This is a genomic window from Mycolicibacterium madagascariense, from assembly GCF_010729665.1.
Classification (GTDB): domain Bacteria; phylum Actinomycetota; class Actinomycetes; order Mycobacteriales; family Mycobacteriaceae; genus Mycobacterium; species Mycobacterium madagascariense.
Genome location: NZ_AP022610.1, coordinates 3368050 through 3387940 on the forward strand (window position 1 = coordinate 3368050; position 19891 = coordinate 3387940).

Sequence of the window (19891 nt, forward strand, 5' to 3'; positions counted from 1 at the left end):
CCGCAGCTCATTCCACGCCCACCACCACATCTCGCGATGAGGAGACTTCCATGAGCACGCTCCCCTCCCCCAGCGGCCGTTTGCGCGGCCAAACCATCCTGGTCACCGGCACCACCAAGGGCGGCATCGGTTACGAGACCGCCCGCCTCCTCGGTGACGAAGGCGCCACCGTCCTGACCCACGCCCGGACCCCGGACGCGGCGCGATCCAACGTCGAGAGCCTCGTCGTCGACGGCAACGGCGCGGGCAGATTCGTCCCGGTCGCCGCAGATCTGAGCTCCATTGCCGGCGCGCGAGCGCTCGCCGAGGCCGCTCGCGCTGCAGCGCCGGGGGGCATCCACGGTCTGGTCAACAACGCCGGCGCCGGGTTCAAGGACCGACGGCTATCCCCTGACGGCATCGAGATGACCATGGCCATCAACCACGTCGCGGTCGCCGCCCTGACCGACGCACTCCTGGACTCGCTGCACGCGGGCGCGGACTCGTTGGGACGCCCGTCGCGGATCGTGAGCATGACCGCCTTGATCGAGGGACGCGGGAAGGTCGAGACCGACTGGTCCTTCCCGGGCAAGTACTCCCAAACCCAGGCGTACTTCAACGCGAAGTTGGCCAACCTGCTCTGGGTGTACGCGATGGCGCGTCGACTCGACGGGCACGGCATCACCGTCAACGCCGTCAGCCCCGGCAGTGTGAACAGCGGTTTCGGCGCGAAGGCCGGCGGCACGTTCGGGCTGGTGATGAAGCTGGGTTCACCGCTCTACGGCCACGCCAGCAAGGGCTCCGCCGGGGTCATCCGGATCATGACCGACCCCGGCCTGGCCACCGTCACCGGCGGCTACCACACGCCCTCCAAGCAGAAGAACTCCTCCAAGAAGTCCCGCACCGAGCACCTGCAGGAGCAGGTCTACCTGCAGACCGAACGCACTCTGCGAGCCCACCGCGACAATCGCCAGGAGCGCCGCTGAGCACCCGGCCGTACACTGCCCGCCGACGAAAGTGGTTGCAGTACAGGCCATTCTGATTCTCGCGGTAGCGATCGTCGTCCCGCGGTCTCGACCCGGAGCCTCGACGTCAATGCCGTTGCGGGCTTCGGCGGCCCTCGCCTCGGCAGGCCTGGACGATGTTCACGATCGCCAAGAACATGACGGACAGCGGGATGAATGGGGCTTTGATCCCCAGCGGAAGGACGTTCGCCGGAACCTCTGGTTGCAGGTGCACGTAGGTCGCAACGCCCATGTTGACGACGAGCGCGGAGGACGCAACGACAACGGCTGGGCGGTAGACATTGGGAATCTGGTGCCGGAAGCAGGCCGGCAACAGCAGGCCACCGCCGATGGCCATTTCGCCGACCTTGCCCAGGGGAATGCTGAGCCGCGGCAGATGACTTTCGGTAATCTGCACGTCGAACATGGTGCGAAACGGCGGGAAGTACTTCAAGACGCCGAACACGAACATGAACACACCAAGGAACATCGAATTGTATTGCAGTGTCTTGGTGTCCTGGCGGTGGTCCACGGGCTACTCCTCGATCCTTGGTGATTCTGCATCCTGTGACATGGCGGCAACGAGCGGGTCGTCGGGGTCGGGTCGTCGCTAGTCGAGTGCCGTGGGGTCGCTTGCCATCACCGATTCGACCTCGGTGCGCAGCCGGGCCAACGCCTCGCGTTCGTCGGCTGCGTAGTGCCGGGCGTGATCGTCCAGAACGCAGACCGTCCCGACGACTTTTCCGTGGGCGTCGTGGACCGGCATGCCCAGGTAGTTGCTCAGGCCGAACTCCGTTTCGTCCTCGTTGCCGGCGAATTCGGCGTCTGCGCGTGAATCCTCCACGAAGACCGCCGAGTCGCTGTCCACGACCCGCTCGCAGTACAGCGGCACGCGCGAATCATCCTGTCCTGCCTTCGTTCCCGCGGCGCCGACGGTGTAGTGCCGAGTCGCCTCCCCCGCCGTGGCGGCGACCACCATCGAGTCGGGGTCGGAGCGCATCACCAGCACCGACTTGACGCCGAGCCGTGTGGCCAGCTCCTCCAGTTGGGGTCCAATCTCAACCAATCCGGCAGTGGTGGCTGTGGCGTGTGGCTTCGGCTCGTTCATGACTCAATCCTGTTGGCAATAGGGGGTTGTGGGTAAAGCGTCGTGCCCGTCGCCGAACGGGACGCGAGGTCGCGATGGTGTGCGCGGTGTGCGCGCCGGCTGAGACCGTCTTGATTCTCGATTCCTCAGACCTCCAGTGAGGGAAGCTGGTCTTCCATTCGTCGTGTGGTAGCCGCTGGTGCACTGACCGTTACACGCCAATTCCGTGGCGGCGCGTCCTGGTAGGCGTCGAAGGCGCTCCGCTGCGGCGGGGGTAGCGCGCTCGGTTCGACCGGTCAGTTCGCCGCGCCTTCCAGGCCGGCCGCCGCGGCCTCACTGGCGCCGGGAATGCGCATTTCGAAGGTCTCGGTGACCACCGCGTAGTCGTAATATCCCATCCGAGCAATTGGCTTGATGCGTGGGATGTCGAGCTTGCCATCAGTGGTGAGGACGGACTCGTCGACGTGGATGCGCTCGACTTGGGCGAACACCACGTCGATGGTTCCCACGGGCGAGTTGCCCCGCAGCCGCTGAGTGGACAGGTAGCGACACTCGAAGTGGCACGGGCTCTCGGCGACCATCGGAACTCCACTGAGGTCGGCATAGCTGCGGGTCACGTTGATCCGGTCGAACTCACTCTCCTGCGATGGCAGCGCCATCGCGCTGGTGTTGACCGCCTCGCGCAAATCCCATGTCGCCATGTTCCAGACGAACCAGCCGGTTTCCTCGGCATTGACGACCGTGTCCTTGCGGCGACCATCGGGATATTGGTTTGCGGCGAACATGACCATTGGAGGGTCGAAGGTCAGGTTCTGCCACTGGCTGTAGGGCGCCAGATTCTCCACGCCGTCGGCGCTGACACTGGACAGCCAGCCGATCGGCCTCGGCACGGTGCAACTCTTGAACGGCGAATACGGCAGAGGGCACGGTTGGCTGGCCGGATCGTATTTCACATCGGTTCCCATCGTTGGATCGTCGTCGAACTAGGTGTAGCGGCAACGTCCCAAGCCTGCACCCTCGGCCGTGGCAGCGCGTGATGAACATTGCCGGCACGAATTGGGGGGTCTGGCGGGGCCGCGCTGCCGCGTAGTCCGTGCCCACGAGGTCGCGCGCCCACATCGGCGGTGTGTGCAGCGCGATCGAAGAAGGGGTCCGCCGGGCATGCGACGGTGAAAGATTGGGTTGCACGCCGTAACCGGTGGCGGCCATGCGGGGCACGAGTGCGAATCGGGCACCGATGACGACGATCTGCGCTATCGGATTGGAGAAGACGTGGTGGAGGTGGGGTCGAGAAGCGTGGTTTCCACCGCGACGATGTCCGACACGTCGAATCCGGCCATGTCCGCGGCGAACTCCGGGCTGGCCACGACGCGGCGGGTGGCCTCGTCGGGGTCGCTGCCGGGTGGGTACTGGATCACGGCGATCAGGCGGTGGGCGTCCGCGTCGTGCTCGGTCCACACCCCGTGTGTCGTGATGCCGAACACGGCGAAGGTGGTCAGGTGGCGGGCCCAGTGCACGTCCGCGTAGCGCCGCAATGCGTCGGCTGATCGCAGGGTGTAGATCCGCAGTTGAAACATGTTGGCGCGCTCCTTGATTGGCTGGTTGGGATCTCGGTCGTCGCCGTCAGGTCAGCAAGACCAGGCAGGAGGCGGCCACGGCAAGCCCCTGCAGCGCAGCGCGGGCGTTGATGACCGCATCCCATCGCGCCTGCAGGGCCCGGCCGTTGGGCAACGTTCGGCCGCTTTCAGCGGCCGCAGTCAGTTCCCGGTTAATGGGCGCGCTGAGCCGGGTGTAGACGACGAGCCAGATCAGCAACGCGATCAGTGCGGTGCCGGCCGCGATGGCCTGCACGTCGTCGCCGGCTGCGACGGCCGCGATCGTGCTCACGCCGGCGGCCAGGATGCCGAGCACCCCGGGGATCGGCATGCGGCGATCCCCGAAGCGGTGAATGTGACCAGTCACGGTGACCAAGGTGTGGTCATCGACGCGGGCCAGGGCGGGACGAAGCACCATCGCGCAGAACACGTCGGTGCCGTACACCACGCCGGTGCCGAGCACCGTGAGTATCGCGGTGACCCTGATGAGTGCTTCGAGGTTCATGTCGACTCCATTCTCGGGCGAGGTGTTAGCAACGCTAACAGGCCTATCCAACGAAGTCGATAGCGGCGCTATTCCATGTAGCATCGCTATCGAGGTGTCCTGGCGATCGCGCGCCGGCCACCACTGAACGGACAAGACCCGATCGCGGGAGACGTCGCAACGAATCACGTCCAGGCCGGGCAGGCGGCGCGAAGTACCGTGGACGGATGACTCGAGCTGGTCTGAGCGCGTCGACTTCCTCGCCCGACGCGGGATCGACCCGCGAGGCCATCTTGCGCACCGCCGCCGTCGTCTTCCTCGCTCACGGTTACGAGCAATCCAGCATGGACCAGATCGCCCTGGAGGCCGGGGTGGCCCGTCGAACGGTGTACAACCAATTCGGTTCCAAGAAAGCGCTTTTCGACGCCACGATGGCCCAGATGTGGGAACGGATGCCGCTGGACGCCATCACCGCCGACACCACCTCGTCGACACCGCCCGAGGAAGTCCTCTACTCGATCGGCCGCACGATCGCGAACTTCTGGGCGCCACCCGAGGCGGTGGCGTTCATGCGTTTGGTGATGTGGGAGAGTTCGAAATTCCCGGAACTCGGCGAGAGCTTCCTGGACAACGGCAGGGACCCGGCTCGGCGCAGGGTCACGGAGTACGTGCGCCGGCTCGGGGGCGACGCCGGTTTTCGCATCGACGATCCCGATCTCGCGACCGCACAGTTCATCGACGTCATTCTCGGGCAGGTCTTGCTGGGCCGATTGGTCGCCTCCTCGAACTCTGCCGTCGACGACGAGCGTCGTGACTACGTAGTGCGCGAGGCGGTAGCACTCTTCCTCGCTCGGTACCGCGTTCCCTCCTGACCAAGTCCGATCCTGCGAACGACGGCGGCGGACACCACGACGGGCCGTCGCCATAAGCCCTGGATAAGCGCTGTAAAACTTCCGCCCAATCGGAACGATTCTTGCTGACCGGCCTATTGCACTTTACAGTGCAGTGCAGAGGGTCGATTTCCCTACTCGTCGATCGAACTCACGGAGGAAGGCCATGAAGGTTGGCTTCAAGGACGATTCGTTCGCGTTCGAACTCGTCCGCAATCTGGGCTTCGTCTACTACGGCGGCGCGGACATCGGCGAGCTCATGGCCACCGCTGAGGACATCGTCGAAGGGGACTTCGACAGTTGGTACGACGGTTGGCACGCCCGTGGGGAGCGCGTGCTGGGGCGAGCCGAGGGGTATCTCTCCGCCGGCCACCTGGTCAGCGCTCGAGAGGCCCTGCTGCGCGCGTCGACCTATTTTCGAATGGCAGAGTTCTACCTGCACGGCGACCCTGACGATCCGCGGATCATGTTTGATTCCACGGCATCACAGCAGGCCTACGCCAAGGCCGCCGAAATGATGGGACCTACCTGGGAACCGGTCGAAATCCCCTATGAGGGAACGACGTTACCCGGCTACTTCTACAAGGTCGACGAATCCAACGCACCGCGGCCCACTCTCGTCTTCCACGGAGGCTACGACTCGAGCTTGGAGGAGCTGTACTACTTCGCCGCCGCGGCCGCCGTCCGTCGTGGCTACAACTGTCTTACCTTCGACGGCCCGGGCCAGGGCATGCCGCTTCGAGAGCAGAAACTGGTGTTCCGATACGACTGGGAGAAAGTCGTCACCCCGGCCGTCGACTACGCCCTCTCCCGCCCCGACGTCGACGGCGATCGCCTCGCGCTCAAGGGCATGAGCCTCGGCGGGTACTTCGCCGCTCGCGCCGCGGCCTTCGAGCCCAGGTTCAAGGCCGTCATCCTCTTCGACGGCGTCTGGAGCTTCTACGACGCCATCGTGGGCATGCTGCCACCGGACGCGACGACGGCGCTCGAGAACGGCGACGCCGCCACCTACGACACCCTCGTCGCCCATGCGATGGAGGCGAATACCCAAGCGCGGTGGGCCTTCACCCAGGGTCTCTACAGCTGTGGGGCGACGTCCTATTACGACCTCACCGTCGCCAGCAGGAAGATGTCGCTGGAGGGCGGCGTGATCGAACGGATCAACTGCCCCACGCTGGTGATGGAGGCCGACGGAGATCAATTCTTCCGCGGTCAGCCCGAGCGTGTCTACGAGGCGTTGCACGCGCCAAAGACCTACGCCCGCTTCGGCGTCCGGGATGGGGCCGAAAACCATTGTCAGTCGGGCGCTTTGGCGTACAAGGACGAAGTGGTATTCAACTGGCTCGACGACACGCTGAACTCCTGAGTCGCGTCCATCGGGATCATGAAGGGAACGGCATGACCAACGCAGAAACCGGGCTTAGTAGGCGCACTCGACACACATTACGTGGGCCGATAGCAACGAATTCCGAGGAATGACCAAGGACGCCAGACTGATCGGCCCGTTCACTCCGTATCTGTACAGCACCGGCGGACGCGGCTTAGAGGAGATCCGATGTCGACATTCGCGGTGTTGGGGGCTCTCACGTGCGTTCCTGGCGTTCGAGAACAGGTGCTCGTTCTGGTAGACGCCCATCGCACCCGCAGCCTGGTCGAGCCTGGCACGGTGCAATTCGAGGTTCTGGTGCCTCGCCACCAGGAGGACACCGTCTACATGTACGAGGTGTACGCCGACGAGCACGCCTTCGCAGCCCATGTGAACGGAGCCTCGTTGGCACGCGTCACCGAGGAGACCGCTGGAATGATCACCACACTCGTGGCCAACAGCGTGACCGTCATCGACGTGACGGGCTTGGCCGCGGGCCCAACCTAGGGTTTCACCGCACACGGCTCCTACAGATGGCGAGCAATCGGCGGCACCGAAGTCGGCGCGCACCTGGCGTTCGCGTGACTCCAATCAGTCGGCGGTCGGCAGGTGGATGTACATCGATTGGATGCCGACGCGGCCGGGACCGGTGAACCGATTGAAAACGAGACTGCCTGCGCCCCCGAAGATTCCGGTCTTCAGTCCATACATCTGTATTTCCATGCGAACGGATTCGTCGCGGTAGATCCAGCCACCGGGTTCGACGTCGATCTGTTCACCGGGTCCGAGGACCTTTTCGAATACGTTGCCGTACCCGTGGAGCCACACCACTCCCTCGCTGTTGGTGGCGGAAAATCGGTCCACGAAGAATCCGCTGCCCCCGAAGAGCATGTTCGTGACGCCCCGTTGTCGGGTGAATCCGTAGTCGAGATTGCCGGTCGCGGCGAGGTATTGGTGCTCGCGGACCTCCACGCTCATACCCGGGGTCAGGTGCAACGGGAACACGTGCCCGGCACCATCGCGGGAGAATGCGATCTCACCAGGCCCTTGGGTCTCGGTGAGGAAGATCGGCATTCCTGAGACGACGCGCTTGAAACTGCCGCGCATCGGGTGCAGACCAATCATCAGCCCTGGGTCCTTCCACAGCACGACATGATGTTCGAAGAACACGGGCACGCTCCCGTCGACGCGGAGGTGCAGCATCGGCACGAGTTCACCTTGGATCGCATATCCGACCCCCGGAGCCTGACCGCTGGTGACCGCGGTGGGCAGAAGGCGGGGCGGCAGTGAGGCAGGTTGTTCCATGACACGGTCTCCTCTCGACGGTTTCGCTCAATGCCCAATTCAACTGCTCCCGTCGCGGTGGCTCGACAATGCGCCTGCCGCGCCGTGCTGTGAAAACACTGCCAATGCGCGGGGCCGTATCCAATGCACACTCGGGCCCAAGCGCCCGGCGGGCGAGGCGGTCATGCGGATGCTGATCGCGACGTCGCGGGCGAGACGGAGGCTGTCGACGACGATCCAGCAGACGCCACGCGGCCGGTCGCATTGGTCGCCTACGAGAACCGACCACTTGTGGGTGTGGGTAAGTTGAGCGAACGAGTGTTCACGACGAGCTCCGGAGGAGGCATTCATGTCCAGCCGCGCCAACGTTGACGAGGTCAGCGCGTCCTACTGGGCGATGCCGCGGTACGGGGGGCGATGAGGTGACACGCATGGATGTGGCGTTCCCGTCGGGTGCCGACACGTGTGCCGCGTGGCTGTACCTACCCGAACGCACCGAAGGGGAGCGGCCACCTGTGGTAATCCTGGGGCACGGTCTCGGCGGTGTGCGGGAGATGCGACTGGACGCCTTCGCCGAGTGTTTCTGCGAAAAGGGTTACGCCTGCCTGGTTTTCGACTATCGCCACTTCGGCGCCAGCACCGGTGATCCGCGACAGCTCATAAACATCGACCGTGAGTTGGCTGACTGGCGCGCAGCCCTGGCCTACGTGCGCTCGCACGACGAGGTCGACGGGAGCCGAGTGGCCCTCTTCGGTTCGTCATTCGGCGGCGGTCTCGTCATCGACGTCGCAGCCGCCGACGGAGGGGTGTCGGCAGTCATCTCGCAATGCCCGTTCACCGACGGTTTTGCGTCCGCCCGCGCGGGCGGTGCCGTGTCCACGGCGAGGGTGAGCGTACGAGCAATCCGAGACGTGGCTTCGGCAACGTTTCGCCGCAGGCCTGTGATGGTCGCTCTCGCCGGTCCCCCGCGATCGGCCGCGTTGATGACCGCGCCGGATTGCGGACCCGGCTACGCGGCGCTTGCCGACCTCGCGCCGACCTTTCGCAACGAGGTCTGTGCCCGCTTCGCACTCGACATCGCCCGCTACTTTCCCGGACGGCGCGCCAAGGACGTCAATTGCCCGATCTTCTTCGCGCTATGCCGCGATGACAGCGTGGCTCCGGCGTCGGCGACTCGTCGGCATGCGCAGCGAGCTCACCGTGGCGAGGTCGTCGAGTATCCGTGCGGGCATTTCGACATCTACCTGGGCGACCCATTCGAGCGTGCCGTCACCGACTACATCGACTTCCTGAAGCGCCAGCTGCCGACGGGGTGACCGCGCGGCGACATCCGCCATCAAGACGTTGTCGCACCTTGAGAAGGCTGGGAGGGCCCAGACTGCCAGCGGCGTTCCGAAAATCACTCGTTGGGGCCGCGTCCCTCCTGGCGTCCGGGACGGCCCGCGACGCTAGGAGCCGCTGACGCCGTTGACCCCTTGGGCAGCCACCTGGCCGGTGGTGCCGGCGTGTCCGCCCAGGCCGCCGGTGCCCGCGAGGCCACCAGCCCCCGCGGAGCCGGCCGCGCCACCGTTGCCACCGGCACCACCGGTACCACCCGCGGTGCCGTTGGCGCCAGCGCCGCCGTTGCCGCCAGCACCGGCGTTACCACCGTTGCCACCGGATCCGTTCGTTCCGCTCGTTCCGGTGGTGGAGCCGCTGCCACCGCGTCCGGCGTTGCCGCCGTTTCCGCCGGCCCCGCCGCTGCCCCCGGTGTTTCCGTTGCCACCGGGGTGTCCGTTGCCTTGCGGGTCGGTGCCGAATCCGGGGGCGCCGTCGGCGCCGCGGAGGCCGTTGCCGCCGTTGCCGCCGTTGGCGCCGTTGCCGCCCATCCCGCCGACACCCTGGATCCCGCTCGCGCCGGCCGCACCGACGCCGCCACCGGATCCTCCGGTTCCTGGGGCACCACCGGCCCCGGGGTTGCCCGCGAGGCCGCCGGTGCCGCCGTCCCCGCCGTTGCCGCCGTTCACTCCGCGGGCACCGGAACCACCGGTGCCGATGCCGTCGTTGCCGCCGTTGCCGGCTTGGCCATTGCCGCCAGTCCCTCCGGTGCCGCCCTGACCGGCAGCGCCACCCGCGCCGCCGTCTCCGTTGCTCCCGTTGGGTCCGGTGTGGGTTCCGGTCCCACCGTGCCCGGCGTCACCACCCGTACCGCCCATGCCGCCCGAACCGCCGGTGCCGCCGGTCCCACCGGTGGCACCGCTGGCTCCCGCGCGGGCCCCGTCCAGACCGGTGCTGCCATAAGCGCCTTGGCCGCCCGCGCCGCCGTGGCCACCAACACCCCCGTCACCACCGGCACCGCCATCCCCCTGCACTGCGGACAGGCCCGCCGCCCCGGTGGTGCCGCCGCTGCCCCCGGTCCCGGCAGCCCCGCCGAGCCCCGCGCTGCCCGCCGCGCCCCCGGCGCCGCCGTTCCCGCCGGCGCCGCCCGCGCCGCCGGGCTGCCCGTTCGTGCCGGGTCGGCCTTGGTTGACCCCGATCATCCCGTCCGTGCCGTCGCGGCCGGCGGCGCCGTTCCCGCCCGCACCGCCGGTCCCGCCCTGCCCGGCGTTCCCGCCGGCCCCGCCATCACCGTTGATCCCGTTGACGCCGAGGGTGGACCCCAGGCCGCCGCGCCCGGCGTCACCGCCGGTTCCGCCCGCCCCGCCCGAACCCCCGATTCCGCCGATGGCGCCGTCTCCGCCGGCCGCCCCGTCGACGTACCCGGGGGCACCGCTCACTCCGCTGGCGCCGATAGCTCCGTTACCGCCCGCGCCGCCGTTGGCGCCGTCACCGCCAGCGCCGCCGACGCCTTGGATCGCGGTGGCACCGTCGGCGCCGTCACTGCCACCCGTGCCGCCACCGCCGCGGCGTCCCCCCGCCCCGCGAGTGCCGGCCGCACCCCCGGTACCACCGTTGCCGCCTGCACCACCACTGCCGCCGTTGCTGCCGGAACTGCCGGGCAACACCCCATCGATCCCAGCACTGCCAGTCGCGCCGTTGCCCCCGGTGCCGCCCGTGCCGCCCTGACCAGCAGCGCCGCCAGTCCCACCGTCACCGTTGGCACCGTTGGCTCCGTTGTGAGTTCCGGCGCCGCCCAGTCCGGCGTCACCACCGGCACCGCCGGCACCGCCGCTGCCGCCGGTCTGACCCGTGCCGCCGTCGGCGCCGCTGGCCCCGGCGCTCAGCCCGTTCGAGCCGTTACTGCCGGCGGCTCCCGCGGCGCCGGTGCCGCCGCGGCCACCGATCCCGCCGTTGCCACCGGCACCACCGTCCCCTTGGACCGAGGACAATCCCGCCGCGCCCGCGCTGCCGCCGCTGCCACCGGCGCCCGCCGCGCCGCCACGCCCGGCGACGCCAGCCGCACCCCCAGCGCCGCCGTCACCGCCAGCCTGCCCGGCCGTCCCGTCGGTCCCGTCGGCGCCTGGCGTCGCACCGTTCACACCGGCGGCGCCCGCAGCGCCGTCGTGCCCGGCCCCGCCCAGACCGCCGGTACCGGCGTTGCCGCCCGCCCCTCCGCTACCGTTCACCCCCGCGGTGCCGCTCGCGCCGAACAGAGCGCCGCGACCGCCGGCACCGGCGTCACCACCAGCGCCACCCACGCCGCCGGAACCCCCGGCGCCACCAGCGCTGCCGGCGAGGTGGGTGGTCGTCCCCGCCACCCCGGTCCCACCGGCTGCGCCGTCCCCACCCCGACCACCGTTGGCGCCGGCACCGCCAGCCCCACCGGTCCCCAGCAAGAACCCCGCCGCGCCGCCAGCGCCGCCATTCCCGCCGGCGCTGCCCGCGGTTCCGGACTGACCCGCCGCGGTGCCCGCCGCGCCTGCCAGTCCGGCGGCGCCGGAGCCACCGCGCCCACCCGAACCCACGAGCACGCCGCCGTTGCCGCCGGCGCCACCGGCACCGCCCGCGGCGATGGCGTCCCCGCCGGAGCCGCCGTTGCCAATGAAGATCGCGTTGCCGCCGCGGCCGCCGTCCGCCCCGGCACCGCCGTTGCCGAAGATGCCGCCGTTGCCGCCGTTGCACGCCGCCGCGGCACACCCGGCACTCGCGCTGTACCCGGTCCCGAACAACAACCCCCCGTTGGGGTGACTGGCGGTGCCGTTGCTGACGAACACCGCGATCAGCGCCGCCAACACCTGATCCGGAGTCTGCGCCGCCGGCGCCACGACCGACACCGGGGCCACCACCACTGAGGACACCGGCACCAGTGAGGACCCCGCGAGCGCGGGATGCGCGCTGACATGCGAGGTGTCCGTCGGCGCCGCGGAGGCCCCCGTCAACGCTGCCAACGGAGCCGGGACCACTCCGCCGCCGGCTGCGACGCGCCCCACTGGCGAACTCGACGGCGGCGCAGACGCCGACGATGAAGCCGTCGATGATGACGAGGGCTTCGATGCGGTCGACGTGCCCCCCGCTGACGTGGACGCGGTCCTCGGGCGTGAGGTGGACCCCGGGGCGACGGAGTCATGACGATGGGAGTGGGCGGATCCGCCCGCCGTCGAGTCCGCCGTAGAGGTATCCGCCGTAGCGGACGGAACCACCGACCCGCCCGCGGAATGTGCGTCAGCCGGGGCGCCGGGGCGCGACGACGCAGACGACCCCGAAGACGCGGACGACGCCGACCCCGCTGACACCGATCCCGTCGTCGCCTTCGAGGGCGAGGACGACGAGGTGTGGGCCGACGGTGAGGAGCTGGCAGCACCGTCATGGCCGCCACCGCCGTCGCCCGTCTCGGCGTGGGCCACTCCCCCACTGGCCAACACCGCCCCCATGCCCAGCGTGATCGCCCCGGCACTCAGCCACGTCGACACCCCCAACGGACGCCGCACCCCACAACCGTGACCACGCTGTGCGTTCCCGCGATGCCGACCCGCCATGACGAACCACCCCTCCTACGCGCGGCACGACACGAAGCGGTCGCCGCCCACCCCCTCGACGAATCAGCCGATCCCCAAGGTCCCACCAGCCGTCGCGCCCTGCAATCACAGCAAAGGTTTTGTTCGAGTCGTCGATAGCCGACAGAGAACATACATCACGACAACGCCACCAGGTGGCCGACGTCACCGCAACGTCATCACCTAAGCTTGGCATCTACGAAAGACGTTGTAATTGATCATGATCGATGAACTACCTAGCATCCTCGGCGGGTACATAGCGGCGCACGGGGCGTGCCTCGACGATCATCGCCAGATTTCACAGCAAATACGCAGGGCGAGGGTTCTTTGACTCGCGGCAAATCCAGACGGTAGACAGCGGATTATGCATCGACGCCACACGGCGCCAATAGTCCGCACGCACCGCGGACCGGTCCCCGTCGGCTCGCGATGGGCAGCCGCCGATCGACGTCGCCGTTCCGTTCGGCGCAGGCATCACTGTAGGAACGGAATGCAAATGTTTTGTAAATCCGCCCAGCGGTCAGGTGGCGTCCTTTAGTGCCGACCTGAATGAAGGCGGCCGGTGCGGATGGAAATGGTGTCGCTGGAGTCGTCTCCGACGTTCTGGGCGTCGGCCACAACGGTGTGTCCTCGCGACGCAGGCTTACACACCTCGGGCGACGAGGATATGGGCCTCTCTCATCGACCAAATCCACGGCTCGCCTTCCTCGCCATTCCGTGATTCGGCCTCGCCACTACCCATGTGCGGTCCGATTCCGCGGACGTTGGCCCGGCCAGGCCACCGGCGCGAGCTACTCGGTCGGCGGGCTGCGGAGAGGATCGCGACTCGCCGCTTGACCTGACGCCGCGAAAAGACCTGCGAGACAAGAAGGCTGACGAAGAAGGCACAAGCGAGCCACCACCACGACGAACTGGTCAACGCCAGCAATACGTACTGGATGCTGAGGGCTGAGAAGGTGACGACGCTGAGGCGCGACCACCGATCGTGCAGGGCATCTTCTGCCATGCGCAACGCGGCGTGTCGAACAGCCTCGTCGGCAGGCGCCGGGCCGCGCGACGCCGAGCGCACCGCGAGCTGTCGTTGACCGTCGGGAAGATGCCCGATCGCGTCTTGCCTCCTCGTCGCCTCGCCGTGCGCGATCCACGCCACGAATAGACCGAAGCACACCCCAGCAGGGGCGCCCACCGCGAAACCAGCGCAGATGCGAACGGCAAGGGTCACGTTGGACATCAGCACCACGCCACACACGGCCATCGCGATGCCGAAGGCCACACCGGCGCTAGCCGCCAGCACCCACCTCGGAGCTCTGCGTAACCGGTTCCTCACAGGCCTGACTGTAACAACGCCATCTCCGACGAAGTGGGCTCACAACAGGTTCGACTTCTGCTGCGACCACCGCAGCGTCCCATGCTTGATACGAAGGATCCCCTAGAGCTAGCCCCCGCGTTGCAGCGGAACGGAATTCATCGGGGGAATCGCTCGAGGAGCGCCGGTGAGGCGACCATGACCAATAGACGTCAATTCGCAGACCGCGGGCAGGCTGGAACGCGGTAGTCACTACCCAAGCCTGGATTTGGCATCCCGGATCTACGACGCTTTCGGCCTGCCCGTCGAAGCCGTCCTCGCACGCACCCCGTTCGGCTTGCCGACGTTGCCGTTCGACCCGGGACTCGTTGCCGCAGAGACGATCTCGCCGATGGGCGCGCGGTCACCGCTCGGACGCCGCGGTCGCCGTCACCGCCCGCCCCGACGGCGCCGCGGAGGGCGCCGGCAGATTCGTCGTCGTGCAGAACCCCTTGAAGTTGACACCGATCACGTGGTCGAAGGCGTCCTCGCTCACATCAAGCAGCGGTGGTTCGTCGACGACGCCGGCATTGACGAACAGGGTGTCCACGCCGTCGTGTCGCTCGGCGATGCGTGCCATCGCGGCGCGCAGCTGTGACGGTCGCGCCACGTCAGCGGTGACGGCGGTGGCGGAACCGGGAAATTCTCACACGGCCCGTTCGAGTCCGGCGGCGTCGCGGTCGAGCAAGACCACCGCGTCACCGCGTTGGGCCAACAATGTCGCGGTGGCCCAGTCCGATACCGCTGGCGGCGCCGGTCACGACGGCGACCCTGCGGTGGCCGTGGCTGTCGTTGTCGTTCATCTGTCCTCCTCGGGGCGGGGCTGAGTTCGTCACCAGCCGTAGGGGATGTCAGCGTCGAGTGCGGTCATGAAGGTTCCGTCGACGTATTCACAGGAATAGACGGCCAGTCCGTCTCGCAGGTGAAACGTTTCGACCATCGGCATCGTCACGTGGTTGCCGTCGGCGTCGGTGTGGCGCGACCGCAGGATTCCCTCGACGATGAAGCCGGTGTCGATGATGTGGATGGTGGAGTCCAGCGCATCCTAGACGTGACCGGATTTGATCGACCATTGCCAGCGTTCGATGTATTCGTCGGCGGTCAACTGGAAACGGCCTTGCTTGAGGTTCCATTGGATGAAGTAGTCGGGGGCACGCAGGTCGCGCCACGCCTTCCAGTTCATCTCGTCGAGGTCGCCGTTGCCCCTCAAGGGCGAGGAGACGGCCCCAAACTCCTCCAGGTAGGCCTCTACGTCGGCGCGGGGAACGGGGTCGAGGCGGACAGTCGTCGGCGTCAGCTTCTCAAACGGTTCGTAGCTGGGCATGTGAATCCTTGTCTACCGGTGAGGTCGTGGGTGATGCGTCCGGTGTGGGTTGAAGCTGCTACAGGTCAGCCGTCGTCGGCCGGGCGATCTTCTTGATCTCAGAGTTGGTGACGACGTCGCCGGCCCCGAGCCCGGTGGCCACGGCGATCAAGGCGGTGGCGAGGTCATCGACGCGCACGGCGATCGGCGCGGTGAGGCGATGGGTCAGGCCGCCGACGTCTACCGTCAGGATCCCGCCGGGGCGAAAGCAGTGCACGTGAAAGTCGTCGTGCTCCTCGGCGAGGGCGAGGAGGTCCTTTTCCGTGCGGCCCTTGAGATTTCGGGTCAGCCGCTCCCAGGGCAGGTGAGCGTCTTCGCGTTGACTGGCTCCCATGCCGCTGAGGTAGCAGAAGGTGAACGGTCGGGTGGCCGCGGCGGCTACGGGTGCGGCCAGAGCCAGGGTGAATCCGTGGGTGATTCGTTCGTAGAGGGCCGGGTCGGCGTGGTCGGAGTCCTTGCCGCCGAGGGTCCAGATGCAGGCGTCGTGTTCGGACAACCGGGCCGCCCGATCGTGGTCGTGGTGGGTGAAGTCGTCGACGTACATCACGTCCAGCTTGTCTGCGGCGACGCCCAACGGCCGACGCGCGAGTGCGGTGATCCCTGTGACGGCGGGGTGGTCGATCAGTTGGTGCAGGACCTGGGATCCGACGAAACCCGAGCCCCCAGTGAGAATGATGCGCATTACGATTCCTTCTGCGTTAGTCGATAACGAATGTATGTCAGTAACCCTAACCGGTTTCAAAGACCTATACACCTGCCGTTACGAAGGTTACTCACTTACGAATCTCAGTGGATCCGACTTGGTAAGGTGGGGACCATGACCGCCCCCTCTTCCACCGCCGGTGAAACCGGGCTTCGCGAACGCAAGAAGCGGATGACCCGGCAGGCGCTCATCGAGACCGCCGAGGCGATGTTCGCGGAGCGCGGATTCGACGCCGTCACCGTCGCCGAGATCGCGGCGGCGGTGAACATCGCGGCCAAGACGGTCTTCGTCTACTTCCCCGCCAAGGAAGACCTCGTCTTTCACGACGAGGATTCGATCCGGGACCAACTCGTTGCCCGCATCAGTGGCCGCGCCCCGGGCCAGACACCACTGGACGCCGTCGCCGACCTGCTCCACGAGATGATGGCAGCGTCCACCAAAGGGCCGGAGAACGAACTCGACCACTTGCTGCGCACCGTCGGGGACAGCGCCGTCCTGCAGGCCAGGATGAGGCTAATGTGGGAGCGCTTCGAAACGGCCATTGCGGTCGAGTTGGCCCGCGAGAGCGGGGACCATCCCTACTCCGCGCCTCCTCGCGTCGCCGCGGCACAGCTGACGATGCTGTACCGCATGTTGGCCTCCCCCGAACTGCTGGACTTCATACGTTCGAAGCCAAAGTCCAGACGAAGAGCCGCTTTTCGCCAGTGGTTCGACGAGGCCGTCCAAGCCGTCGGCCGCGGTATCGCGGATTACGCCCGTCGCGACTGACGCACCCGTTCCTCGAGGATGCACGCAATCATGCGACTGGTTGCATCCGCGTCAACCACTTCGTCGTGCGAGAGCCCTTCTTCGCGACTGAACAGGTCAGCGCAGGTCGCTCGCCGCGGAGAACCCTCCCTCGATGAGGCTCAACCCCTGCACTTCGCGTGACTGCGTCGGCAGTCTCAGGCAACGCCGACGCGTTACTCGATTACCAAAGTAATTCACATACACCCCTTGGTACGGTTGGCTCGTGTGCGCTCAACAAGTCCTGCGAGACACACACGATCCGGACTCTGAAGCCCCGCCCCCGCCGAACCCGCCGGCCAGCTTCCAGCGCAATCAGACTGCCGCCTCGCACGAAGGTGCGTGACGTCGAGGGCCTCAGAAAGCAGGTGAACGCTGCTCACTAGGCGAGGAGACGACGGCGGTGTGCGGGGTCAGCGAGGACGGCGGCGCAGTATCCCGCGTCGTCGGGGTTGAGGTCGATGCCGGGTGCCACGATGCGGTCGATGCGATCCAGCAACTCGGGTTCCAGAACGACGTCGGCGGCGCTGAGTTGGTCGCGCAGGTGCTCGGCGGTGCGCGGCCCGATAATGGCCGCCGAGACCGCGGGGTGGGTGGTGACGAATGCCAACGCCAGCTGAATCAACGTCAGGCCTGCTTCGTGGGCGAGGTCGCCGAGTTTGGTGGCGGCGGCGAGCTTGGCCTGATTGCCCGGGACGTCGAGGTCGTAGTGCGCCGACGTGCTGGCAAATGGCATCGTTTGGGTCCGGTGACTCGACGGGTCGGCGCGGTCGCGGTGCCAGCGTCCCGACAGCCACCCCCCGGCCAGCGGACTCCACACCAGCACGCCCATCCGGTGGGTCTGGCAGGTAGGTAACACGTCGGCCTCGACGCCTCGGAAGAGCAGGGAATAGGGCGGCTGTTCGCAGACGAAGCGTTCGCGGTGGCGTCGCTCTGCGGTCCACTGGGCCTGCACGATCGCGGAGGGGGCAAACGTCGAGGACCCGGCGTAGCGCACCTTGCCGGCGCGGATGAGGTCCGACAACGCGCCCAGGGTCTCGTCGATGTCGGTGAACGGGTCGAGCCGGTGCACCTGATAGAGGTCGATGTGGTCGGTGTTGAGTCGACGCAAGCTGTTTTCGCAGGCCGTCATGATCCAGCGTCGCGAGGCGCCGCGCTCGTTGAGACCTTCCCCCATCGGACTGGACACCTTGGTCGCCAAGACGACGTCGTCGCGTCGTCCGATGATTGCCTTGCCGACGATGTGTTCGGATTCGCCGTCGGAGTACACGTCGGCAGTGTCGATGATGTTCACCCCCGCGTCCAGGGCGGTGCCGATGATGCCCGCCGCGTCGTCGTGATCGGGGTTGCCCCACCGCCCGAACATCATGGCGCCCAGGCATAGCGAGCTGACGCGGACTCCGGTGCCCCCGAGTGTGCGGTACTGCATGAGTTGACGACCCTTCTCTGGTGATCGCGCCGCGGGCGCAGCGACGGGTGGCTCGTGGAACGGCGCGCTGCTAGCGTCCCCGTAACGGAGCCGGGTCCACATGGATAGCTAAGCGGATTCGGCTCCACATCGCAATGCGACGAACGGAGCGTCCCGTGTCTGATGCGCCGGAGCGCCGGCCGATCCGGGCTGACGCGCGGGCAAACCAGGACAAGCTGCTCGCCGCGAGCGCCGCCGCCTTCGCCCGCGACGGCCAGGCCGCGACCCTCAAACGAATCGCCAAGGACGCCGGCGTCGGCATCGCTACCCTGTACCGACGCTTCCCGACCCGCGAGCATCTGGTCGACGCCACCTACCGCTACGAGACCGACCGGCTCGCCGCCCAGGCATCGGACCTACTGAGGGTATTGCCCGCCGACCGGGCACTACGGGCGTGGATGTCTGAGGTGTTGGACTACCTCGCCACCAAGCACGGCATGGCCGACACCCTGCGAACCCTGCTGCACGACGACGAGCAATTGAGCTCGCAGACGCGCGAGCAGTTCACCAGCGCAATCGAGCGATTCCGCCTTGCCGGAATCGACCAGGGACAGATCCGGGAGAACATTGCCGCGTCCGACATCCTCATGGCTTTGGCCGGTATTACCCTCGTCGCCGACGGTACTCATCAACGCCAGCAAGCCGAACGGCTGCTGGACCTGCTGATGGACGGCCTCACTCGCCCGCAAGCATGGCGCGAGGTCCGTGAACCGTCCTCCGCGAAGTGATGGAACTCAACGGCTCTGTCGGCTATCTCAGTTCTAGAGATTCGAGACACCTCGTGCCTTGCCGAGGTGGCCGCCTAGGCCTTCTGCAGGCCGCACCCGCTGACTCGGCGGCTGCGGCATTCTGCAAGGTCTAGCGTGGGCGCAATGGGTTTGTTCAGCCACGAGGAGTTCCGCGACTTCGACGAGGGCGTTGCAGGCGGCGCTAGTGGTGGGGCCGTTGAGAGGGCTCGCGGTGCTGATGTCGACGAATTGCGGTCAGATCAACCGGTGGTCGTTGGTCCGGGGATACCGCCCGAGGATGGTTCTTGCGGTCAGTTCGCCGTGCAGTTTCACCTGTCGACGTCAATGCTGGTCGGATTGACACGTATTGCTGACATGCGCGGGGTAAGCGTGCCGGAGGTGTGCCGCCAGGTCATCGGTGTGTTCGTCGCCCAGCAGGAGGGCGAATTACGTGCGTTGCTCGCCGCTGAGGCCGAGGTGGCGGACTACCGGCCGAGTTTGGGTGACGCATAGGCGGTGTCATCGGGCAGGGTGACCCGCAACTCGGTGGTGGAGGCGGTGTCGGATTCGGTGGGCACGCGGAACGTCGCCACGCCGTACCCCCCTTGGCTGGCATCGGTTCCCGACACCTGCACGTGCGACAGGGCGGGCGCGGCCACGCCGATCGTCGCCACCGCGGCGACGACAATGGCCCCGCACGCGCGCAAGGTTCTCTTCATGGTCATGAATCCTGTTGTCTGATAGTAGTTTTCGTGTTCTTCGGGGTTCAGGTGGCGGTTGAGATCAGATGGCGAGGGCCGCAAAAAGCGCCCCATCCCTGGCCGTCATCAACAGCCAGACCAAGGCGATCATGGCCGCGGCCATCAGCACATGCCGCGACAAGGCACCCGGGTCGG

Annotated in this window: 21 protein-coding genes and 2 pseudogenes; 10 read left to right on the top strand and 13 right to left on the bottom strand. The window is 67.1% G+C overall.

Annotated features, from left to right (window positions below; genetic code table 11):
* The first annotated feature begins 50 nt into the window (after positions 1–50).
* Positions 51–965 (top strand): SDR family NAD(P)-dependent oxidoreductase, encoded by a 915-nt coding sequence (locus G6N60_RS15800; protein ID WP_163739016.1) that lies wholly within the window; start codon positions 51–53, stop codon positions 963–965.
* Between the two features lie 106 nt (positions 966–1071).
* Here the strand turns inward: G6N60_RS15800 and G6N60_RS15805 are convergent, their stop codons facing one another.
* The 5 genes from G6N60_RS15805 to G6N60_RS15825 form a co-directional block, all read right to left on the bottom strand.
* Positions 1072–1515: a hypothetical protein gene (locus G6N60_RS15805; RefSeq protein WP_163739019.1), complete on the bottom strand. Its 444-nt coding sequence runs from the start codon at positions 1513–1515 to the stop codon at positions 1072–1074.
* Positions 1516–1593: 78 nt separating this feature from the next.
* A complete protein-coding gene (locus G6N60_RS15810; RefSeq protein ID WP_163739022.1) occupies positions 1594–2091 on the bottom strand; it encodes a GAF domain-containing protein in 498 nt (165 codons plus the stop codon).
* A gap of 275 nt (positions 2092–2366) precedes the next feature.
* Positions 2367–3035 (bottom strand): flavin reductase family protein, encoded by a 669-nt coding sequence (locus G6N60_RS15815; protein WP_246240737.1) that lies wholly within the window; start codon positions 3033–3035, stop codon positions 2367–2369.
* A gap of 288 nt (positions 3036–3323) precedes the next feature.
* Positions 3324–3647: an NIPSNAP family protein gene (locus G6N60_RS15820; protein ID WP_163739025.1), complete on the bottom strand. Its 324-nt coding sequence runs from the start codon at positions 3645–3647 to the stop codon at positions 3324–3326.
* A 46-nt stretch (positions 3648–3693) separates the two neighbouring features.
* Positions 3694–4170, bottom strand: a complete 477-nt coding sequence (locus G6N60_RS15825; protein WP_163739028.1) for a DUF1772 domain-containing protein — start codon at positions 4168–4170, stop codon at positions 3694–3696.
* Positions 4171–4376: 206 nt separating this feature from the next.
* Here G6N60_RS15825 and G6N60_RS15830 point away from each other — a divergent pair, with 206 nt between their 5' ends.
* From G6N60_RS15830 to G6N60_RS15840, 3 genes are all read left to right on the top strand, one after another.
* Positions 4377–5021 carry a TetR/AcrR family transcriptional regulator gene (locus tag G6N60_RS15830; RefSeq protein ID WP_163739031.1) on the top strand — a complete coding sequence of 215 codons (645 nt, stop codon included), beginning with the start codon at positions 4377–4379 and terminating at the stop codon, positions 5019–5021.
* 184 nt (positions 5022–5205) lie between these two features.
* The gene (locus G6N60_RS15835) at positions 5206–6405 is read left to right on the top strand and encodes an alpha/beta hydrolase family protein (RefSeq protein ID WP_163739034.1); all 1200 of its coding nucleotides are present in this window, start codon (positions 5206–5208) and stop codon (positions 6403–6405) included.
* A gap of 189 nt (positions 6406–6594) precedes the next feature.
* On the top strand, positions 6595–6912 hold the full coding sequence (locus G6N60_RS15840) for a putative quinol monooxygenase (protein WP_163739037.1): 318 nt from the start codon (positions 6595–6597) through the stop codon (positions 6910–6912).
* Positions 6913–6996: 84 nt separating this feature from the next.
* Here the strand turns inward: G6N60_RS15840 and G6N60_RS15845 are convergent, their stop codons facing one another.
* Complete coding sequence (locus tag G6N60_RS15845) at positions 6997–7710, bottom strand: AIM24 family protein (protein ID WP_197746946.1); 714 nt, start codon at positions 7708–7710, stop codon at positions 6997–6999.
* Between the two features lie 410 nt (positions 7711–8120).
* Here G6N60_RS15845 and G6N60_RS15850 point away from each other — a divergent pair, with 410 nt between their 5' ends.
* Positions 8121–9005: an alpha/beta hydrolase gene (locus tag G6N60_RS15850; RefSeq protein ID WP_163739040.1), complete on the top strand. Its 885-nt coding sequence runs from the start codon at positions 8121–8123 to the stop codon at positions 9003–9005.
* Positions 9006–9137: 132 nt separating this feature from the next.
* On the opposite strand, the gene G6N60_RS28925 is transcribed toward G6N60_RS15850, so the two are convergent.
* Positions 9138–12038 (bottom strand): collagen-like protein, encoded by a 2901-nt coding sequence (locus G6N60_RS28925; RefSeq protein ID WP_163739043.1) that lies wholly within the window; start codon positions 12036–12038, stop codon positions 9138–9140.
* 340 nt (positions 12039–12378) lie between these two features.
* Here G6N60_RS28925 and G6N60_RS15860 point away from each other — a divergent pair, with 340 nt between their 5' ends.
* Positions 12379–12549 (top strand): hypothetical protein, encoded by a 171-nt coding sequence (locus tag G6N60_RS15860; RefSeq protein ID WP_163739046.1) that lies wholly within the window; start codon positions 12379–12381, stop codon positions 12547–12549.
* Positions 12550–13245: 696 nt separating this feature from the next.
* Here the strand turns inward: G6N60_RS15860 and G6N60_RS15865 are convergent.
* The gene (locus G6N60_RS15865) at positions 13246–13875 is read right to left on the bottom strand and encodes a PDZ domain-containing protein (protein ID WP_163739049.1); all 630 of its coding nucleotides are present in this window, start codon (positions 13873–13875) and stop codon (positions 13246–13248) included.
* Positions 13876–14113: 238 nt separating this feature from the next.
* Between G6N60_RS15865 and G6N60_RS28615 the strand changes: the two are divergent.
* Positions 14114–14242, top strand: a pseudogene (locus G6N60_RS28615) (helix-turn-helix transcriptional regulator); the annotation flags it as partial.
* Between the two features lie 69 nt (positions 14243–14311).
* Here G6N60_RS28615 and G6N60_RS15875 read toward each other — a convergent pair.
* From G6N60_RS15875 to G6N60_RS15885, 3 genes and pseudogenes are all read right to left on the bottom strand, one after another.
* Positions 14312–14569: pseudogene (locus G6N60_RS15875) on the bottom strand (SDR family oxidoreductase); the annotation flags it as partial.
* A 423-nt stretch (positions 14570–14992) separates the two neighbouring features.
* Complete coding sequence (locus G6N60_RS15880; RefSeq protein ID WP_163739055.1) at positions 14993–15271, bottom strand: hypothetical protein; 279 nt, start codon at positions 15269–15271, stop codon at positions 14993–14995.
* Positions 15272–15329: 58 nt separating this feature from the next.
* Entirely contained in the window at positions 15330–15992 is a 663-nt protein-coding gene (locus G6N60_RS15885) for an NAD-dependent epimerase/dehydratase family protein (RefSeq protein WP_163739058.1), read from the bottom strand.
* 135 nt (positions 15993–16127) lie between these two features.
* Here G6N60_RS15885 and G6N60_RS15890 point away from each other — a divergent pair, with 135 nt between their 5' ends.
* Positions 16128–16781 (top strand): TetR/AcrR family transcriptional regulator, encoded by a 654-nt coding sequence (locus tag G6N60_RS15890; RefSeq protein WP_163739061.1) that lies wholly within the window; start codon positions 16128–16130, stop codon positions 16779–16781.
* A 400-nt stretch (positions 16782–17181) separates the two neighbouring features.
* Here the strand turns inward: G6N60_RS15890 and G6N60_RS15895 are convergent, their stop codons facing one another.
* Positions 17182–18228 carry an aldo/keto reductase gene (locus G6N60_RS15895; RefSeq protein ID WP_163739064.1) on the bottom strand — a complete coding sequence of 349 codons (1047 nt, stop codon included), beginning with the start codon at positions 18226–18228 and terminating at the stop codon, positions 17182–17184.
* A 155-nt stretch (positions 18229–18383) separates the two neighbouring features.
* Between G6N60_RS15895 and G6N60_RS15900 the strand changes: the two genes are divergently transcribed.
* Both G6N60_RS15900 and G6N60_RS15905 read left to right on the top strand, forming a co-directional pair.
* Complete coding sequence (locus G6N60_RS15900) at positions 18384–18995, top strand: TetR/AcrR family transcriptional regulator (RefSeq protein ID WP_197746947.1); 612 nt, start codon at positions 18384–18386, stop codon at positions 18993–18995.
* Between the two features lie 144 nt (positions 18996–19139).
* Positions 19140–19508, top strand: a complete 369-nt coding sequence (locus tag G6N60_RS15905) for a hypothetical protein (RefSeq protein WP_246240740.1) — start codon at positions 19140–19142, stop codon at positions 19506–19508.
* Here G6N60_RS15905 and G6N60_RS15910 read toward each other — a convergent pair.
* Positions 19481–19714 (bottom strand): DUF1775 domain-containing protein, encoded by a 234-nt coding sequence (locus tag G6N60_RS15910; protein ID WP_163739074.1) that lies wholly within the window; start codon positions 19712–19714, stop codon positions 19481–19483. The genes G6N60_RS15905 and G6N60_RS15910 overlap by 28 nt on opposite strands.
* Between the last annotated feature and the right edge of the window lie 177 nt (positions 19715–19891).

What these genes read in the sequence shown, in the direction of transcription:
- G6N60_RS15815 (WP_246240737.1), bottom strand. Translation starts at nt 3,035, where the DNA reads ATGGGAACCGATGTGAAATACGATCCGGCCAGCCAACCGTGCCCTCTG.
- G6N60_RS15905 (WP_246240740.1), top strand. Translation starts at nt 19,140, where the DNA reads ATGGGTTTGTTCAGCCACGAGGAGTTCCGCGACTTCGACGAGGGCGTT.
- G6N60_RS15885 (WP_163739058.1), bottom strand. Translation starts at nt 15,992, where the DNA reads ATGCGCATCATTCTCACTGGGGGCTCGGGTTTCGTCGGATCCCAGGTC.
- G6N60_RS15840 (WP_163739037.1), top strand. Translation starts at nt 6,595, where the DNA reads ATGTCGACATTCGCGGTGTTGGGGGCTCTCACGTGCGTTCCTGGCGTT.
- G6N60_RS15810 (WP_163739022.1), bottom strand. Translation starts at nt 2,091, where the DNA reads ATGAACGAGCCGAAGCCACACGCCACAGCCACCACTGCCGGATTGGTT.
- G6N60_RS15835 (WP_163739034.1), top strand. Translation starts at nt 5,206, where the DNA reads ATGAAGGTTGGCTTCAAGGACGATTCGTTCGCGTTCGAACTCGTCCGC.
- G6N60_RS15845 (WP_197746946.1), bottom strand. Translation starts at nt 7,710, where the DNA reads ATGGAACAACCTGCCTCACTGCCGCCCCGCCTTCTGCCCACCGCGGTC.
- G6N60_RS15850 (WP_163739040.1), top strand. Translation starts at nt 8,121, where the DNA reads ATGGATGTGGCGTTCCCGTCGGGTGCCGACACGTGTGCCGCGTGGCTG.
- G6N60_RS15895 (WP_163739064.1), bottom strand. Translation starts at nt 18,228, where the DNA reads ATGCAGTACCGCACACTCGGGGGCACCGGAGTCCGCGTCAGCTCGCTA.
- G6N60_RS15825 (WP_163739028.1), bottom strand. Translation starts at nt 4,170, where the DNA reads ATGAACCTCGAAGCACTCATCAGGGTCACCGCGATACTCACGGTGCTC.
- G6N60_RS15880 (WP_163739055.1), bottom strand. Translation starts at nt 15,271, where the DNA reads ATGCCCAGCTACGAACCGTTTGAGAAGCTGACGCCGACGACTGTCCGC.
- G6N60_RS15910 (WP_163739074.1), bottom strand. Translation starts at nt 19,714, where the DNA reads ATGAAGAGAACCTTGCGCGCGTGCGGGGCCATTGTCGTCGCCGCGGTG.
- G6N60_RS15800 (WP_163739016.1), top strand. Translation starts at nt 51, where the DNA reads ATGAGCACGCTCCCCTCCCCCAGCGGCCGTTTGCGCGGCCAAACCATC.
- G6N60_RS15820 (WP_163739025.1), bottom strand. Translation starts at nt 3,647, where the DNA reads ATGTTTCAACTGCGGATCTACACCCTGCGATCAGCCGACGCATTGCGG.
- G6N60_RS15890 (WP_163739061.1), top strand. Translation starts at nt 16,128, where the DNA reads ATGACCGCCCCCTCTTCCACCGCCGGTGAAACCGGGCTTCGCGAACGC.
- G6N60_RS15830 (WP_163739031.1), top strand. Translation starts at nt 4,377, where the DNA reads ATGACTCGAGCTGGTCTGAGCGCGTCGACTTCCTCGCCCGACGCGGGA.